Annotated in this window: 27 protein-coding genes and 2 pseudogenes; 22 read left to right on the top strand and 7 right to left on the bottom strand. The window is 36.4% G+C overall.

The genetic code is table 11. The annotated features are described in order from the left end of the window. Positions 1-91 precede the first annotated feature (91 nt). The 10 genes from BN988_RS10340 (at position 92) to BN988_RS18370 (ending at position 6362) form a co-directional block, all read left to right on the top strand. Positions 92-967, top strand: coding sequence for an EamA family transporter (locus BN988_RS10340; protein WP_036575925.1), 876 nt, complete (start codon positions 92-94; stop codon positions 965-967). A 113-nt stretch (positions 968-1080) separates the two neighbouring features. Continuing rightward, positions 1081-1407, top strand: coding sequence for a hypothetical protein (locus tag BN988_RS10335; protein WP_036575923.1), 327 nt, complete (start codon positions 1081-1083; stop codon positions 1405-1407). 479 nt (positions 1408-1886) lie between these two features. Next, entirely contained in the window at positions 1887-2153 is a 267-nt protein-coding gene (locus BN988_RS10330) for a type II toxin-antitoxin system Phd/YefM family antitoxin (RefSeq protein WP_036575922.1), read from the top strand. Then, positions 2143-2448 carry a type II toxin-antitoxin system RelE/ParE family toxin gene (locus BN988_RS10325; RefSeq protein ID WP_036575919.1) on the top strand — a complete coding sequence of 102 codons (306 nt, stop codon included), beginning with the start codon at positions 2143-2145 and terminating at the stop codon, positions 2446-2448. Before BN988_RS10330 ends, BN988_RS10325 begins: the two co-directional genes overlap by 11 nt. Positions 2449-3034: 586 nt before the next feature. After that, positions 3035-3934 carry a class A beta-lactamase gene (gene bla / locus BN988_RS10320; RefSeq protein ID WP_081779428.1) on the top strand — a complete coding sequence of 300 codons (900 nt, stop codon included), beginning with the start codon at positions 3035-3037 and terminating at the stop codon, positions 3932-3934. Between the two features lie 82 nt (positions 3935-4016). Continuing rightward, a complete protein-coding gene (locus BN988_RS10315; RefSeq protein ID WP_036575914.1) occupies positions 4017-4574 on the top strand; it encodes a dihydrofolate reductase family protein in 558 nt (185 codons plus the stop codon). 92 nt (positions 4575-4666) lie between these two features. After that, on the top strand, positions 4667-4981 hold the full coding sequence (locus BN988_RS10310; protein WP_036576630.1) for a putative quinol monooxygenase: 315 nt from the start codon (positions 4667-4669) through the stop codon (positions 4979-4981). A 37-nt stretch (positions 4982-5018) separates the two neighbouring features. Further along, positions 5019-5498 (top strand): GNAT family N-acetyltransferase, encoded by a 480-nt coding sequence (locus BN988_RS10305; RefSeq protein WP_036575910.1) that lies wholly within the window; start codon positions 5019-5021, stop codon positions 5496-5498. A gap of 220 nt (positions 5499-5718) precedes the next feature. Then, positions 5719-5976 carry a hypothetical protein gene (locus BN988_RS10300; RefSeq protein ID WP_036575907.1) on the top strand — a complete coding sequence of 86 codons (258 nt, stop codon included), beginning with the start codon at positions 5719-5721 and terminating at the stop codon, positions 5974-5976. After that, positions 5976-6362, top strand: coding sequence for a retropepsin-like aspartic protease (locus tag BN988_RS18370; RefSeq protein WP_051557810.1), 387 nt, complete (start codon positions 5976-5978; stop codon positions 6360-6362). The genes BN988_RS10300 and BN988_RS18370 overlap by 1 nt, the downstream gene beginning before the upstream one ends. 329 nt (positions 6363-6691) lie before the next feature. Here BN988_RS18370 and BN988_RS10290 read toward each other — a convergent pair whose 3' ends face one another. From BN988_RS10290 to BN988_RS10260, 6 genes are all read right to left on the bottom strand, one after another. Then, entirely contained in the window at positions 6692-7507 is an 816-nt protein-coding gene (locus BN988_RS10290; protein WP_036575905.1) for a hypothetical protein, read from the bottom strand. A 446-nt stretch (positions 7508-7953) separates the two neighbouring features. After that, positions 7954-8181 carry a DUF3923 family protein gene (locus tag BN988_RS10280; RefSeq protein WP_036575900.1) on the bottom strand — a complete coding sequence of 76 codons (228 nt, stop codon included), beginning with the start codon at positions 8179-8181 and terminating at the stop codon, positions 7954-7956. Positions 8182-8267: 86 nt separating this feature from the next. Then, positions 8268-8567 (bottom strand): hypothetical protein, encoded by a 300-nt coding sequence (locus BN988_RS10275; protein WP_036575898.1) that lies wholly within the window; start codon positions 8565-8567, stop codon positions 8268-8270. Between the two features lie 603 nt (positions 8568-9170). Continuing rightward, positions 9171-9485, bottom strand: a complete 315-nt coding sequence (locus tag BN988_RS19090; RefSeq protein ID WP_187120241.1) for a hypothetical protein — start codon at positions 9483-9485, stop codon at positions 9171-9173. Between the two features lie 329 nt (positions 9486-9814). After that, positions 9815-10000, bottom strand: a complete 186-nt coding sequence (locus tag BN988_RS10265; RefSeq protein ID WP_036575896.1) for a hypothetical protein — start codon at positions 9998-10000, stop codon at positions 9815-9817. A 601-nt stretch (positions 10001-10601) separates the two neighbouring features. Beyond that, a complete protein-coding gene (locus tag BN988_RS10260; RefSeq protein ID WP_036575894.1) occupies positions 10602-11006 on the bottom strand; it encodes an RDD family protein in 405 nt (134 codons plus the stop codon). A gap of 356 nt (positions 11007-11362) precedes the next feature. On the opposite strand from BN988_RS10260, the gene BN988_RS10255 reads away from it, so the two are divergent. The 12 genes and pseudogenes from BN988_RS10255 to BN988_RS18880 all read left to right on the top strand — a co-directional run bounded on the left by BN988_RS10255 (position 11363) and on the right by BN988_RS18880 (position 16561). Further along, positions 11363-11749: a YkvA family protein gene (locus BN988_RS10255; protein WP_390620595.1), complete on the top strand. Its 387-nt coding sequence runs from the start codon at positions 11363-11365 to the stop codon at positions 11747-11749. 161 nt (positions 11750-11910) lie between these two features. Further along, on the top strand, positions 11911-12189 hold the full coding sequence (locus BN988_RS10250) for an ArsR/SmtB family transcription factor (RefSeq protein ID WP_036575890.1): 279 nt from the start codon (positions 11911-11913) through the stop codon (positions 12187-12189). A gap of 39 nt (positions 12190-12228) precedes the next feature. Then, positions 12229-12612, top strand: coding sequence for a VOC family protein (locus tag BN988_RS10245; RefSeq protein WP_036575888.1), 384 nt, complete (start codon positions 12229-12231; stop codon positions 12610-12612). Between the two features lie 46 nt (positions 12613-12658). After that, entirely contained in the window at positions 12659-13201 is a 543-nt protein-coding gene (locus tag BN988_RS10240; RefSeq protein WP_036575886.1) for a hypothetical protein, read from the top strand. A 123-nt stretch (positions 13202-13324) separates the two neighbouring features. Next, positions 13325-13441: pseudogene (locus BN988_RS19465) on the top strand (VOC family protein); the annotation flags it as partial. A 200-nt stretch (positions 13442-13641) separates the two neighbouring features. Then, positions 13642-13824, top strand: a complete 183-nt coding sequence (locus BN988_RS10230; protein WP_036575881.1) for a hypothetical protein — start codon at positions 13642-13644, stop codon at positions 13822-13824. After that, positions 13812-14105, top strand: a complete 294-nt coding sequence (locus BN988_RS10225; RefSeq protein WP_036575879.1) for a type II toxin-antitoxin system RelE/ParE family toxin — start codon at positions 13812-13814, stop codon at positions 14103-14105. Before BN988_RS10230 ends, BN988_RS10225 begins: the two co-directional genes overlap by 13 nt. Positions 14106-14259: 154 nt before the next feature. Continuing rightward, a complete protein-coding gene (locus BN988_RS10220) occupies positions 14260-14634 on the top strand; it encodes a VOC family protein (protein WP_036575877.1) in 375 nt (124 codons plus the stop codon). Between the two features lie 167 nt (positions 14635-14801). Continuing rightward, complete coding sequence (locus tag BN988_RS10215; protein WP_036575874.1) at positions 14802-15461, top strand: DNA alkylation repair protein; 660 nt, start codon at positions 14802-14804, stop codon at positions 15459-15461. A gap of 137 nt (positions 15462-15598) precedes the next feature. Continuing rightward, positions 15599-15868 (top strand): hypothetical protein, encoded by a 270-nt coding sequence (locus BN988_RS10210; RefSeq protein WP_036575871.1) that lies wholly within the window; start codon positions 15599-15601, stop codon positions 15866-15868. Further along, positions 15868-16149, top strand: a complete 282-nt coding sequence (locus BN988_RS10205) for a type II toxin-antitoxin system RelE/ParE family toxin (protein ID WP_036575869.1) — start codon at positions 15868-15870, stop codon at positions 16147-16149. The genes BN988_RS10210 and BN988_RS10205 overlap by 1 nt, the downstream gene beginning before the upstream one ends. A 262-nt stretch (positions 16150-16411) precedes the next feature. Beyond that, positions 16412-16561, top strand: coding sequence for a hypothetical protein (locus BN988_RS18880; RefSeq protein WP_155988281.1), 150 nt, complete (start codon positions 16412-16414; stop codon positions 16559-16561). Between the two features lie 169 nt (positions 16562-16730). On the opposite strand, the pseudogene BN988_RS18875 reads toward BN988_RS18880, so the two are convergent. Further along, a pseudogene (locus tag BN988_RS18875) lies at positions 16731-16859 on the bottom strand (IS256 family transposase); the annotation flags it as partial. Between the last annotated feature and the right edge of the window lie 112 nt (positions 16860-16971).

The following is a 16971-nucleotide window of genomic DNA, read 5'->3' as shown; positions in this document are numbered from 1 at the left end:
ATGTTACACTATCGACTGTATTGTACTCTATAGAGTGTAATACTAATTCATTTATCAATCGTTATCTCATATTAGTTAAGGAGATTTTTCTATGAGTATTAAAGGGGTAGTTCTAGTATTAATTGGAGCTGCAAGTTTTGGGTTTACGCCTGTTTTTGTGAAAACAGGATTTGCCAACGGGTATTCACTAGGACAACTAAATCTTGTGCAGATGTTTATCGCTTTATTGCTTCTGTGGAGTGTGACGTTAGTAAAAAGAATGAAGGTATCACGTATATCAAAGCGGGATATTTTAAAGGTTCTTGCTACAGGCACAACAGTTGGGTTGACGAGTATATTTTATTATGGGGCTTTACAGTACTTAACAGCATCTATTGCCATCATCCTTTTATTTCAATTCGTATGGATTGGCATGATCTATGAGCGAATTTTTAATGGAACAAAACCAACTAAAATGAATTACATGTCGTTATTGGTCACGTTGTTAGGCGTCTTCTTTGCTTCTGATATTATAGGAGGAGAATTGATAGACATATCTACAACAGGATTAATTTTAGGGTTATTATCAGGGGTTGCCTATGCAGGCTTTATTTTTTTTAGTGGGCAAGTAGCTGTGGAACAACCCCCTTTGATCAAAAGTACGTGGATGGTGACCGGATCATTCATTCTTGTTTGTGTCGTATTTTTTCAAGATATTCCTTCAGTTGATCCTCTTGATAGTCGCTTATGGTTAATTGGTGCAGGAGTTGCTTTAGTCGGTTCCGTCATACCATCTTCCTTCTTTGCAGGAGGCGCTCCGCTTATTTCTGGTAGACTTGCAAGTATTTTAAGCTCTATAGAATTACCTGTTGCTATTGTTTCAGCGATGATTATTCTTTCCGAATCTGTCAGCTTCATACAATGGGTTGGCGTTTTATTGATTATTGCAGCCATTTTTATTAATGAGCTTAAAAAACCAACAGCCTGAATATAGGTCAAGCCCAATTGTAGGCCTTACAAAGTTAAAGTTATAAGGTGAGTTGGAAGTTATTATTAATCTCTAAAAGTGTAAGGAAAGAATTAATAAACGGAGGACTTGGTATGAAAAAATTTTTAAAATTGACATTAGCGGTGTTTTTATCTACGGGATTGCTAGCCGCCTGTGGGAGCGGAGAAGAGAATGCTACAAGCTTTTTTGCTGAAAATGAAAGTGATTGGCCAGAGCTAGAGGTGATTGAAAATGAAATAGGCTCCGATTTCGAATCGATAAACGTGGAGAACGACGAAGGAAATAGTAGAGTAATCCTTTATGAAAATAATGGTAAGCCTGTGTACAAGTCTGTATATATTCTAGATGAGCAGCGTTTAAAAATTATGAGTATTGGGGAAGACGGTGAAGGCCAAGTTTACAACGAAGTGATTGGTTAAAAGTGTATAATGAAGTTAAAAGGTCTGTACCCGTCTTGGGGACGGGCCTTTTTGATTAGGTAAGAAAGTATCAAAATTTAGCGATATACTCATTTTAGACAGCAACAGCCATGTCCAGTTCCCGCCCCTTGATTTCGAGTTTTCCAGATAAGGGCGTTATTATTAAACAAGCTGCTCAGTGATATGTAACCGTGTTTTTATCCCGGTGCAACCGTCCGTAAGACTCCCACTTCAAAACATGAGGTGAAACCGTTAGTTTTTAGTGGGAGTAAACGGACTAACATACCGATTCATTCAACTAACAATCAGTGGGGGGAGAACGAAAACCCCCACTGATTGAAGGTTCACTTTATATAAAAACATTGATAATACTATGGAGATATTATGTTATGAATGGTATGTAGGTATTTTACCGCTGTAATTTATATGAGAATGGTAATATAATTATAGCAATTAATTGATATAAGGAGCGTGAAGTTATGATAATAAAACCATCAGCAGCATTAAGAAATGATTATGCTAAAATATCAAATCTTGCAAAGGAAACCAAAGAGCCTATATATATAACAAAGAATGGCGAGGGGGATATGGTTCTCATGAGTATTGATGCCTTTGAAAAAAGGGAACAAATTTTACAGCTCCGTTTAAAAGTTCTACAGGCAGAGCAAGAAAGAATCAGTGGAGCAGAAACCCTCAGTATTTCTGAGGCAAGAAGAAGACTAAGCGAGCGAGCAGATGAAGTATAAAATTGAAATTCTGCCTTCCGCCTGGGAAGACTTAAAAAAGATTCAGGATTATTATTTGATACAGTTTGATTTGCAAACGGCAACGAAGGTCAGTAACTATATATTGAATAAGATTGAACGACTGGAGAATTCCCCAGATTCGAGTACCATGACAGCCGATACATGGTTGAATGAACAAGGTTACCGTATGGTAATTTCTAAAAAGCATGTAGCAATTTATCGTAAGATCGAGGATACGATTTATATTTATCATATCGCTGATACACAGACAGAATATACTAAGCTATTTTATTAGTAATAGGTGAATTAAGTTTTTTGTTTAAAAAACTTAACTATTCAACTAACGAGCGCTTTCTTGAATAGGAAGTGCTTATTTTAATGGACTAAATAGAGGACGCTTATTTGAGCGTTAGAATGCTTAGAGCGGGTGGCTAACTTAAGAAAGCTATCGCAAAATGCGTGATTTGTATTTTGTGGCATGCTTTTTTGTGTATTTGATGTGTCTGTGTTCTTATAATAAATGCTCTTGAAAAGTGGCTACCCATTGTTGTCTTTTTATAGAATGATACGCTTGTGTGGATTGTTCTCAACAACTTGGGAACTAAGATTATCAGCATCGGCTACTTCCACGAGTGTATCGTATTCAATGAGATCATCTATGCCTCTTTTAAAATACGTAAATTAGTAAATTTTCAACAACAAGTGTAACACGTATAGTTCCTTATACATATTGATTTTTAAGCGCAATCATGCATAATGTAGGTTGTAAATACCTGTTATATCTTGGTCTTTTATCGTGTGTGAGCAGAATTTGTAGGAAGAAACGATTTATACTAAATTCTAATAATAAGAAAGAGGTTTTGGTCTTGAAAAAATTGAGCATGAAGAAGTTTATTCTGTTTACGTCTTTACTAGCCCTGATTTCGCTCGTAGCCTGTGCGGAGGCAGACAGTTCAACCGAATCCTCACCAAAAGAGGAGAACGAAAACGGACAAAGTGCTAAGCTAGATGAGCAGTTCGCCGCACTAGAGGATGATTTTGACGCACAGCTTGGTGTTTATGCGCTTGATACAGGGTCGAATCAGACGATTGCATATCGAGCTGAGGAGCGTTATGCCTTTTCATCTACATACAAGGCGTTGGCCGCAGCCTTTGTGCTGAAGGAGAACACTAAGGAAGAGCTTAACGAAATCATCACATACACGGTAGATGACCTGGTTCCCTATTCGCCGGTTACGGAGAAGCACGTAGATACGGGCATGACTCTTATAGAAATAGGGGAAGCGGCAGTTCGCACAAGTGACAACACCGCTGGAAATCTATTATTTGAAGCATTGGGAGGGCCAGCTAAATTTGAGGAAGCGCTAAGACAAATCGGTGATGAGGTTACACAGGCTGATCGATACGAAACAGAATTGAATGAGTTCAATCCAGAAGATACCCGTGACACCAGCACACCTAAAGCCCTGACCACCAATCTTAAGAAGTTTGCAGTAGGCGACTTGCTAACAGTGGAAAAGCGTGAACTATTCACGGATTGGCTGCAGGGCAATGCGACAGGTGATACGCTAATTCGTGCTGGCGCACCTGAAGGCTGGGTAGTCGGTGATAAGAGTGGGGCAGGAACGTACGGAACGAGAAATGATATTGCAGTTGTTTGGCCACCAGATAGAGAACCAATTGTTATTGCGATTATGTCCCGCCATGATACCGAGGATGCAGACTATGACGATGCGCTAATCTCGGAGGCTGCAGAAGTTGTTTTTGATGCGTTGAAGTGATATTAGGGAGTAGGCAAATGGAATAGAATGCGTTATCGTTTTTAATAGAAGGTAGTTTGTTGAAAACGAAAGGAGAAAAATAATGGGATCAAGAAAGATAATCTTAGATTTAGCAGTTACGTTAGATGGATTTATTGAAGGTAAAAATGGAGAAATTGATTGGTGCATCATGGATCCTGAAATGGAATTTACTCATTTTCTAAATCAAATCGATACCATCTTGTATGGGAGAAAGAGTTACGATTTATGGGGAGAATATATTCCAGCAACAGATGCTCCTGACGATGAAAAAGAAATGTGGGAATTGGTACACAGCAAGCAAAAATATGTTTTTTCCAGAAAGGCAAGCAGGTCTGATAATAAAGCAATCTTTGTAAATGAAAATATTTCCGAGGAAGTAACCCAATTAAAGAACAGTCCTGGTAAAGACATTTGGTTATACGGCGGGTCAAGCCTCTTCACAACGTTTATCGATTTTGGGCTTGTTGATGAGTTCAGATTATCTGTTCACCCTGTAGTATTAGGAGAAGGAAAACCATTATTTCGTGATATAAAGCATAGACTAAATTTAAATTTGATGAATACAAGAACGTTCTCCTCCGGCGTTGTTCAACTCGTTTACCGTTCAGACAGAAATTAAATTATCGTGCTCGCTTGGGGAATAAAAGAAGGATTAGTAGAGATTAAATGGAATTACCTTATATTACACTTTTTTTAAATGGAGGGATGGAATTGAATAAATTCGGTTTATATAACAGGTTTACTGCGGTTGAAGGGAAAAGGGATGCTTTGGCAGAAATGTTGTTGGAGGCAGCGAAATCGATGGAGGGAATAGATGAATGTGAGTTGTATGTCGTGAGTTTAGATGATGACAATAAGGACTCCATTTATGTTTACGAGGTTTGGAGTGACGAGAATGCCCATCGCGCTTCCTTATCATTGGAAGCATCTCAAACATTAATCCAAAAAGCCAAACCGATAATTGTGGGAATAGAAAAAATGAATACATCGTCACCCATAGGCGGGAAGGGAATTGCAAGAGCCTAAAAATTAGAGTGAACAAAGTGGCAAGGAGATACAACATATGCGAATTAGGGTCTTTCAAAGTGCAGATATCAATCAGATGGTTTCTTTATTTTACGAAACAGTACATGCTGTCAACGCACGAGATTACACAAAGGAACAACTTAATGCCTGGGCACCGAAAGATGAGATGGATGCGAAGCTAATAAATTGGAAGAATTCATTCGTTCGTAACATTACATATATTGCAGAAACTAATGATGAAATTGTAGGGTTCGGTGACATGACTCAGAATGGTTACCTTGATCGACTTTTCGTTCGTAAAGATTTTCAGGGACAGGGAATTGCAACGGCGTTAATGAATAGGCTTGAGTCTGAAGCAAGAAAAATCGGACTTCCGCAAATAGAGACAGAGGCAAATATCACAGCAAAACCATTCTTTGAACGCCGCGGGTACCAGGTAATCGAACCTCAAACGGTAGAGCGTAAAGGGATTACGTTAGTTAATTTTAAAATGTCTAAGGGGTTAATATCCGAATAATTTTATATAACTACGGCCGCAATTGTGGTAGATTTTAGCCAAATTGCGTACTAAATTTTATGGCAACCGGAATTATTCTGATGATAATACTTAGTTTGTTCGTAAATTTTATTTTTTACTAAGGGAAGCACCCTTTAACAAACGAGGACCTCTCATCTGTGTCATTACATCTTTACTTTATCATGATACAATATAAGTAAATATTCTGGAGGTGAGATAAATGAATTGGGAAGATGTGTGCCAAGCGTTTCCGGAACAATGGGTTTTAATAGAAGCTGTTCAAGCACATACAAATGAGGAGAGTGAGCGTATTTTAGATGAGATTGCTCCCTTGAAGAAATTTTCTAATTCTCCAGATGCAATGAGAGCGTATCAAAAAATCCATCGAAATGATCCTCGTCGTGAATTATATGTTCTTCACACTAGCCGTAAGGAGCCTAATATCATTGAGAAAAAATGGGTAGGTGTAAGGAAATAGTGAAAAAGCTAATTATTGAAGGCGGTTTATTACTTACGGATATGGAACTAATATTTAACGGACAATTACTTCATTTACAACGTGTCTTAGTTGATACTGGCTCAGGAAGTACAGTTGTATCAACAGACTTAGCAGAATCAATAGGAATTGTTGCGGAAGAAAATGATATGATATATCGCATTAGTGGCGTTGGTGGATCAGAGTTTGTGTATTCAAAGGTGGTTGACTCGGTTAAAATTGGAGACATGAAAGCAAAAGATTTAACTTTAGAAATTGGTGCGATGAATTATGGTTTTGACTTGGACGGTATCATTGGATTGGATTTGTTACAACAATTGAAAGCTGTTATAAATATAGATGAATTAACAGTCAAGGCAAATAGCTAAAGGCGAGTTTAGTAGGAGCACTTCTATACTTGCTTTTTTTATTTAGCTTGTTAAACGAGCGAGAGTCTTATTTGTAAAGAACAAAACTTTAACGGAAGTATGGTTGCGCTGTCCAACCATACTGATAATACTATAAACATTAGAAGACGATTACTTTTTGGGTGGTCTTCTTTCTTAGTTGACACTTACTTTTCAGTATAGAGGTCCTATGCCAGGTGGTTTGTGAAGGGTTTCTCCTATGAAACATTAATGGACGAAAAGCTTGTTCAGTGAAAACATACAATTCTAGATGCGTGCCCAATCGTATTAGGGAAAATGATTATATCTCATCACTGATTTACAATAGGAAGTAACCGGTATTCCCAATGTGTTCGACATTCAAATAATTTATAAAACCCTTCTTTTTCATCTTTTGACATATATCCACATTGCTGCGGTGCATTATTAAAAACATCCTGTACTTCATTTTCTAATGCCCGATAGTGACTCACATCTGGCTTAACCCGAATCCAACTTTGGTCCGCATTTTTGTCGTACATTGATTTTAAATCATAAACCAGCACACCTTGTGAGCCTTCATCTTTCACTACTCTAATTTCACTAGTATTATTTTTGCCGTTTTCTCCAGCGACTTTCATAAATTCTTCAAGGATTTCTTTATTCTTTAGTTCACTATTTTTCAAAACAACATCATTTTCACCTGGCTGATAGTCAGGTAAATCTTCTTCTATTTGGTCGTCTTGTGAATCGGTGTTTTTAGATGACTTCGGTACAACATCCCGTTCATTTAATTGATTTTGCGCTACAAGGACAGCGGACCGAAGGCCGAATACAAATGCAATGGTCTCTCTCTCCTCATCGCTTATATCAATCTCTTCTATTGCTTCTGATGCTTCATTAATGTTTTCTTGGTCTGTTGAATCTTTTATCCTACCCGATCCATCTTCTTTCACTTTTTTAAAATCTTCATCTTGAAACAAATCCCTTACCTTTTCGCTTGCGATGTCCTTCTTATTTGCATCTTCCATGTTACAACCTTGCATAAGCAGCACTCCACATAGAATAATAAATAAGCTGATGATTACTTTCCTTTTTGGTTGGACAGTAGATCCATTCCATTTCGGTGTTTCTTTTGTTCTGTACAATTTATCACCCCTAAAAATTTAAATAGCAAACTGGCTTTATGGAAGGAGAAGCTGTCACTCCTTATTCCGGAAAAGCGCCCTATTACTTATTAATCGCTCTACTTTAGCCATGCTGATCTTTTTGGAAATATGCTACAGACTTTACTCCATTTTCGATTACGGATCCCAATAATATGAAAGCCAATATAAAATCAACCCAACGAAATAACCCGCTTTCTGCAATCCCCAGTAAAGTAAGCCACACGGTAGCCACTAAGAATATGAAAAAACGAAACAATGGGTGAAGGAATATTTTTGTAATAGCTTTTATCATATGTACACGCCTTTCTTTAAAACCTGCAAGTTCTCACAAAATAGCTCCTTTGCAATCTAGGCGCAATCGTTTATACAGCAATTTCGCCCCATCCTGGAACACCACTAGTTTACAAACAAACGCACCAGATTGCTTAACTTGACCTACCCTTTTTTTGATTAAGAATCATCCATACAATTTGAATAGTTAATGGAATTATAAACGCAATCAATAATACTATAAATGCCACAAGTTTTAGTTCAGGTGATTGAGTTACACCCGCACCGTCAACCTCTCTTGTCCAGACAACAAATGTACCTATTGCAAAAAGAGCAATCCAGATACCATTTGCGATCCACCAGGAAACCCATCCCTTCTTCACATAATTCCCCCCATGGTTCCCTACAATCTGACCTGTTTGCAATATAGGCGCCAATCCTTATTCCGGAATAGCGCCGAGCTTTACATTTATACCCCTAAATCAGATAACCATTTACGAAGTTTCGCTTTAGGGTAATATATTTTATTATTTATCGTGACGTGGGGTATGTCTGGATAATCTTGAATCAAGCTCTTCGCATCTTCTTTAGAAATCCCTATAAAGTAATGGACTTCATTCTCTTTGATCAATTCGTGTTCATCGTCTTCGCTAAAGAGTTCGCTGAGACTATCTTTAGCATCCGGATTGTTAAAATTCTTGAGCCCATTCCCTATAAAATATCCTGCAGCAGCAATTCCTAATGCAATCCAAATTGAATCAAATTCCATATTAATCCCCCATATCTAATCCTAATTTATCTAAATAACTAGTAAGACAGTTACAGTATAAAAATAACGAGTAAGAGACCTAATGATGTGATAACAAATGAATAACCGATCTTATGTTCAATGGATATAGTATTCTTTTTTACTTTATGTATAATTGCTAAAACAGTCATATTGATTACAAAGAACATGTAATACATTACATTACTACATATATAAGCCATCGATTGCTCTGCGTTACCTCACTTAGTGGACCCGTCAAAAATAAAATCATAACAAGAACCAAAGACATAAAAACAATTACCGGCATAACGATATACATTTTATCCCATAATTGGTGCTTTAGGAATGTGTCACTTTTCTTTGTTTGAAAGTACATGGAAAGACTCAATAGACCTATTATGATAACTAAAAATAAAGCTGTCATCATTGGCTGTATATTTAGTACAGCTGTTGAAGAAGCGGGTACGCCTATATCTTTCTTAAATATATCTGCTATGAAACCTAGAACGATTAGTAGTGCGATTATAATGCCCTGAAATAACGTCCAACGTGAGAAAAATATAAACCTTCACTCCCTGCATGATTCAATTTAATAGCATGATACTATTTTATCTCTTCTGTATTTTGTTTTGCGCCAGACTTCTGGTTTCTCTCATCTGCATTTATGTTTTGCCATAAGCTAGAGTTATTGCTTAAATCAATAGCTATTAGAAAAGCACCAATAATCATGAAAATAATGCTTAAAACATACGGAACCCAGCCAGCGATTTCAGACAAAACAGTAGCTATCAGACCGGGTGGGTCTCCCCAACCGCCCATACTAGGTATGTATAAAGCGATTGCGAGATGCATGATTCCGAATAAAACGGTTCCCGCCAAAAATAATACATATCCTAAGTTTCTTAATTTTTTTCTCATCTCTCGTCCTCCTAACATTCTAGTAACGGGCCCGTTTCTAATCTCTATTCCGGTTAAGTGCCTAATGGTAGCAATCAGACATTTGAAGCAGTCAAGATTTTTTACTAATATCCTCTAGTAAACGAATAATTCTTTGGTTTTGTCTAGTGCTTAACTCGCTGTTCTTCTTTATTTTGTAGATCCATACTAAAAAGAAAATGATAGCGAGTGGTATTCCGATATAGAAAAACAAAGTAACAGGAAATAGTAAGAGTTCCAAGTTATTCCTTCCTTTCCGATTTTTAATGATAGGTTTTCAATTAACATGACCGATTGTTTAAAGCGTTTCTTCAGTCACTATCCAAATCATTATCGAGGAATGATTTCTTTTCCTCTTTAACATCATATTTCTTCTCAAGAACTTGCCCAACTAGAGACTTGTTGATCCCATCTTTTACTGCAGTATAAATCACAAAATATAGAATAACTAAACCTATAATCCAGAGCACGATAGTACCAATAAATGAACCTTCCATAATTTATCCCTCCCATCTCTATTAAGCAAAGTGGACCGATCCTGAAGACCACTCTGTTTTCAAGAATGGCGCTCGATTAGTGGAGAGTTCACTTTTCGTAATAGTAATAATACTGATATGAGTGTAATCGCTTATTTTACAACCACGCGGTTAATACTTTCTTACTTAATTTTTCTTAAAAACCCCAACACATAACAGAATAAGTCCTGCGATAAATATCAAAGGGAATATATAGAACATCAGCATTGTTGCCCAAGGATTTCTCACGATTAAAGAGTAGGTTATACCAAGCGAATAGGCTAAGGGTAAAGAAATTGGTACCATAATAAAAATTCCCCATATCCTGAATTTGCTTTTCTTTGATCTGCCCATACTGAGAAAAAAAGAAAGGGATAAAGAAATCAGGGTAATGAAATAACCCAAATACAACGGGGAAATCATAATATCCTGTTTTGCAAACGGACCTTCCAAACCTATAATAAATGATTCAAATCTCAACCAGGTCACTAAGAAAAACAGCAGCAAAACAAAAAGGGTGCACAATAAACCCGCTTAAAACTTTTTGTTCATAAAAACCACTTCCTTCCCTTGAGAAAAGATCTTATTTATATGTAACATATGTACCGGCAATAAGATCATGAATAGAACGATTATCCTCGCGCATTCCGACCATAAAAGCGCTTATAATAAAACAGATTCCAAAAGATAATAAATAAATTAAATTGCCGACAATCGTTCGTATGAGCATCGTTATTAGCGTCACATTCTCACCATTGGTTTTCATGATGCGAATATGATTTAGACGTTTCCCTATTGTACGGCCCTGCCATATTACGGGTAAGAGGATAGAGTATAATACGCCTAGATAATCGGTGATAAAGTTTTGATCAGACGCAAAAAACTGTCCATAAAATAGTAAGCTTAGTAAGCCAATACCAATGGTACAGATAATAAAGTCGATAAATAATGCTATAAATCTAACTTGAAAACCAGCTGTTTTTACCATTTGTCAGGACCTCCTTAAAACTCTAAAGCTCCTATTAATGGTAACATTTTCTAACTTGAAAAAACATTGTTAACAGAAAAGTAAAAATTAATTAGCAACGGGTTGCCCCCTTTTTGCTGAAAAAGAATAGGGAGAAATGTACACAGTTATTTGCAATGGTGTTTTAAATGATAATTATGGTGTAAAATGAATTTATAATGTACTAATCCACTTGGAGGGATTTCATGTTTAAGAATCCATTTAAGAAGAAAGAAGAGCTAGACGAATTATCGTCTTCTAATATTGAGGAAACCAACGAAATTCAAATAGAAGAAGAACTAGTAGATGATTTAAAGGACGAAGCTGAAAAGTTTGATATTGAAGTTATAAGCCAACACGAAGAGCATTTTTCTGAGGAGAGGTTTTGGAAGAAGGTACAGAAGTTTTCTAAGAAAGCCGGAACATCAGTAGTTTACGCTGTGCTGTTACTGTACTACACACTTCAAAAGCCAGATGTTCCAATGAAAGTGAAAGCAACTATTGTAGGGGCGTTAGGTTACTTTATTTTACCACTCGATGTTATCCCTGACTTTGCCATTGGTGCAGGATATGCTGATGACTTAAGTGTGGTACTTTTCGCTTTAATTCAAGTAGCAATATATGTGGATGATGAAGTCAAATTAAAAGCCAAGAATAAATTAAAAGATTTATTTGGCGAGAATGTAGATACATCAGAAATTGATAATAAATTAGCTAGCCAATGATAGCGTGAGTCTGTTTCCAGAAGTTTCTTTGGGAGCGGGCTTTTTTTATTGGAATTTATAGTAAGAAGTTATGACGGGGAGAACATATTAGTATTTTGATCATGCAACCATTTAGTTGCACATCCTTGACATGCAACTATAAGGTTGCTTATACTAGATACATGAATTGGGACAAAGATGTGGTATTCAAAGCACTTAGCGACGCAACACGGCGGCTTATTTTAGACGAGTTAGCCGAGCGCAATGAGTTAACGTTGTATGAACTTACAACACGACTAATCATGAAGCATGACCTTTCCATCTCACGACAAGCGATAGCAAAACACCTTGCAGTACTCGAGGATGCTGCGCTTGTTGAATCGAAAAGAAAGGGGAAATATCGAGTACTTATTTTCAACAACGCACCACTTAAAGACCTGCTGAAAGGCTGGGTGGAGTAATACGTTTTTGGAACCAACAAAATAAGGGAGGAACCCATTATGAGAATTATTGTGAATAGTATATTTGTAGAAGACCAGGATAAGGCGTTAGAATTTTACTCCAAAACGTTAGGATTTGTAAAAAAACACGATGTTCCAACAGGAGAACATAGATGGATTACACTGGTATCTCAAGATGACCAAGACGGAACAGAGCTTTTACTTGAGCCGAATGAACACCCGGCCGCAAAGGATTATCAACAGCGGTTATTTGCTGAAGGTATTCCTGTAACCATGTTTGGGGTCGCAGATATTCATGAAGAGTATAAACAACTAGTGGAAAAAGGCGTGCAGTTTACGATGGAACCGGCAGAAATGGGGAATGTGACGATCGCTGTTTTCAATGATACGTGTGGGAATCTAATCCAGATCATCCAGCAGTAATAGACACTTACAGACGCAACTTACTTAAAAAATGAGGTGAGATAATATGGATAGTCAAATGGAATTGGCATTCGAAAAATCGAAATCAGGCGATAAAGAAGAACGTTTTGAAGCATATCAAACCATTTTAGAGGCAACAGACCAAAAGGTTGATTGGGCATATGAAGTATGGGACCAACTTTTAGAGGACTTAACCCATAAAGATAATCATCAACGCTCTCGTGCAGCACAATATTTAGCCAACCTAGCTAAAAGCGATCCAGAAATAAGAATGATGAATGATTTCCCTTTGTTATGGGAGGTAACGAAAGATGAAAAGTTCGTGACAGCTAGACATAGCCTCCAATCCATATGGAAGGTCGGCATTGCTGGAACACCGCAAAGAGAAAGGCTAATGGAATATATGGTGGAGCGGTTTAAAGGAACAGATGAAAAAAATTATACCTTAATTCGAAACGACATCCTACAAAACATGCGAAATTTATATGATCATTACAATGAGGAGTCTATTAAACAGACAGCTTTAGATTTGATTGAAACGGTGGACGACCAAAAGTATAAGAAGAAGTATTTGGGGATATGGAAGTAGTAAAACCATAGCAGGAGTTTGCTGGAGATGAGGTGTCTTCAGCTTTTTTATTTTTTAACGGTTATAGATAACATGGTGTTAGTGTGATTTCCAGGTAGATAAATAAATTGATTGTTTTAATGATTTAGGGGGTGGTTCCTAGAAGAATGAGGCTATGATTCTTTTCAAGAATGGGAAAGTGGTCACAGTTGGAAACTGGGTGACACTTACATTGTGTTTGTTCAAACAGAAGACAGGTACTCCGGTGGTTTTCAGAAGGTTAGAGAAATGGATAGATGTACTTAAAGTAACTGGTGCAATAGTGGAACAAGGCTGTTGCTACTTCACAATTAAAAGCTGCGGAATGCAGGAGCAAATTTGATCATTAGTATAAATATTAATGTTATATAGTTCGATGTGTATTATAATAATTGTAAACCCTTAACAAGGAGGTAGGTCGCATGAGCACGAAAGAAGAAGTAATTAAACTAATTAAGGATTTACCAGAAAATGTAACCCTCGATGATATTATGCAGGAGCTTTATGTTAGAAAAAAAATTGATAAAGGGCTTAAAGAGTTGGATGCTGAAAAATTTGTTTCTCATGATGTAGTTAAGGAGAAATTAGGAAAATGGCTGAATTAAGGTGGGCAGAATCTGCTGTAAAAGATTTAGATAACGTTTGTACCTATATTGCTGAAGACTCTGAAGAGTATGCAAGGATGTTTGCAAGAAGAATTATGGAAGCAATTGAAACTGCTGCTGTTTTCCCTCATTCTGGGCGTATTGTTCCGGAACTGAAAGATGAAAAGGTCAGAGAAAAAGTATTATCTAACTACAGGATAATTTATCGAATTAATAATGATGCAGTAGAAGTAGTTCGAATCATCCACAATGCTAGGAACTTTAAAGATATTACCCAATAAACATCATGGCATTGAATTGGTAGCTATGATGTTATTTTTATAAAATATATTAAGATTTGTATTGAAGTCTTTGTCATAAAAAATCACAGGAATCATTTCATCCAGGCATTTAATTTTAATGTTTTATATCCAATTAACTAAAGGAGAGAAAATGATGAGCAAATCATTTATAGAACAAGTACATTATATTCGAATCCCTGTTAGAGATTTAAATCAGTCTTCACATTGGTATAGAGATGTATTAGGGCTTCAGTTGTTATCCATAACGGAGGATCCATATGCGATTATAAAAGTAAATGAAGGACCTTTTTTACTTATCTTAGTTCCTAGTGAAGATGAAACGTTTGCACATTTTACGATCGAAAATGAACCAGTATTTAGCATTGGCTTTACGAGTCCGGATTTAAGTGGTTTTCATCAACACCTTATTGATCATGGGGTTAAGGTGGAGGATATTGTAGAAGATAACGGACATGCTTATTTCCACTTTTTTGATCCAAATGATAATAAGCTTCAAGTACACTGGTGAGAGTATATGGTTTAAGTAGGTTGATAGGGACAAGAAGGTCGTTAACCAATGAAGGGTTATTGCTCTTTTCTGTTGAATTAATGGTATAAGCAAAGCAGTGGAGTTTGTGAAAGGTGATGCATATGGTCATTCATTGAAACAATGCATTATAAAAGGAGTTGCATAGAATGGATGTAAAAAAAGATACCGAAATAAAACGCTCTTCAAAAGCAGAAAACATTTTATCTCAGATCAATAGTAAAACGAAGCTAGGCGACTTACGAAAAATCGCGAAGGACATTAAAAAAAATCACGAACTTGCTATGGAACTTTGGTCATCCGAAGCGTATTCGCCCAGACTATTAGCCATCTTAATTATGGACAAAAAACTTCTTTCAGAAGATGTGCTAAATCAGCTTGATAAGGATATGCTGACGCACACTTTTGGCGAGCGAAATAACTTAATGGATTGGTTAATGGCTAATCAGCTGACCAAAGACAAGAAGAAAATTGCATTGGTAAAGTCATGGGAAAACAGTCCTTCTGCTCTTCAAAGACGAACTTTCTGGTATTACCAAGGGCGTTTGAGGTGGACTGGAAAAACACCAACGGATAACGCAGACTTGTTATCTGCATTAGAAGCCAATATTGAGCAGGAAGAACCGGAAGTTCAATGGGCTATGAATTTCACCGCAGGCTGGATAGGTGTTTATGATGAACAGAATCGTGCACGATGTATAAAACTTGGTGAAAAAACGGGTCTATATAAAGATGAAAAAGTATCAAAAGGATGTACTCCCAGCTATTTGCCGGAATTCATTAGGATTGAAGTTAACAAGCGGTTGTAAAACTCCGATTTTTAAATTTGTGAAAAACCTTAATTAAATAACTTTTTCTTACCAGTATAAGTACTATTGATTCGTCACATGGCCGTATGAATATGATATTATAAAAACAAGGAAATCAATGGTGGTGATTAATTATCATGGAAAAAATTCAATCTTCAGAAGAACTTATGAATTATATTTCGAGTATGAATCGTGATAACTCTGTATTACAGTTTTCTATTCCAGGCAAAGGGAAATTTACACTTGTTTTACAAGAAGAAGATAATAATGAGTCCATATATCTGGAAGCTGAAGAAAACCCTGAACTTAAACGTATGTTAAAAGAAAGCCAGGAGCAGTATGATAATAAACGTGGCATGACTACCTCAGATTTATTGAAATCTTTGTCTGAAAAGGACTTTATGTAATGTATGACCGAAATGTTATTTGGTCACCTGCTGTTAGAGAAAAACTAACTCAGTTTAGGAGTGAGAGATTTACACCTGAAGAGACTTTTGGTTTTATCTCTAATTTTGTCATCGAAACCGAAGATCTATTAAAGAATAGTATGATTAGAAAAACGTACACGGAAGAATTCGGCGAATATAAAGGAATTTCACGGGTAGTCATTAAAAATTTTAGAGTTTATTATAAAATGACTGGAAATGATGTTGTTATATTAGCTGTTCTTTTCCCAGGTGAGAACTAAAACCAAACTTATAAACTAAAAGGATTAGTCTTTTAATCCAGTAAACCTTTTGGAAAGAAAAGGTTGTATATTTATTAATACATAATTATCCGCAAATATCCTCAATAGCCTGTGTTAAAGGAATACCATTATAAGCCGTGCATAGAACTGAACAAGCTAATCCTCCGGGCCCCGTGACCTTAAACTTCCTCCTTTAAAAGTATTCAAAATTAAGATAACATAAGTACTATACTTTTCAAATGTTTCGAAAGGTAGTGTTATTATGAAATATCTTATTCCTTTGGCAATGGGTATAACTTTGTTTTTAATGATGTTTTTGCAAGGAACTTCTATTTCTACTTCTCTTTTTGGAGGAGTAGGTGCTTTAATCGGTGGAGGTATTGTTGTGTTTTTATTAAGAAAGCAAAAATGATAAATTGAAAACTAAAATTCTCTAATACTTTTGAAGGCGATATGCCCTCTTTCACCAAGTAGAACATACCCAAATCAAGGAAAATTTTAAAATAAACCTCGCTACTCTTTTTTGGGTTTCGGAAAATAGTGTCGGAGAGAAGTTAAAAGAACCCTTTTTCATAACAGCTTAGGCGATCGTGCTTTTCATAGTATAAGAAAGCTGTCAATTCCGTTTGAAGTAGTAGGTTATTCACTGCACATTCCAGATGGCTACGAAAAATTTCCGTAATATCCTCTTTTACCACTAGAGCTTGCATAATATCTGATGTAAAATGATCATAAGGGAAGACCTCTTTTCTTGGGATTTTGTGTGGTAACTTGATTCTACAAGAATAGGTCTTCCTTTTTCTATTTATTTACACAAAATAT

The sequence above is a fragment of the Oceanobacillus picturae genome (assembly GCF_000612865.1).
Taxonomy (GTDB): domain Bacteria; phylum Bacillota; class Bacilli; order Bacillales; family Amphibacillaceae; genus Oceanobacillus_B; species Oceanobacillus_B jordanicus.
The sequence above is the reverse complement of the archived record's forward strand: the minus strand, read 5'-3'. Positions and strand labels throughout refer to the sequence as shown.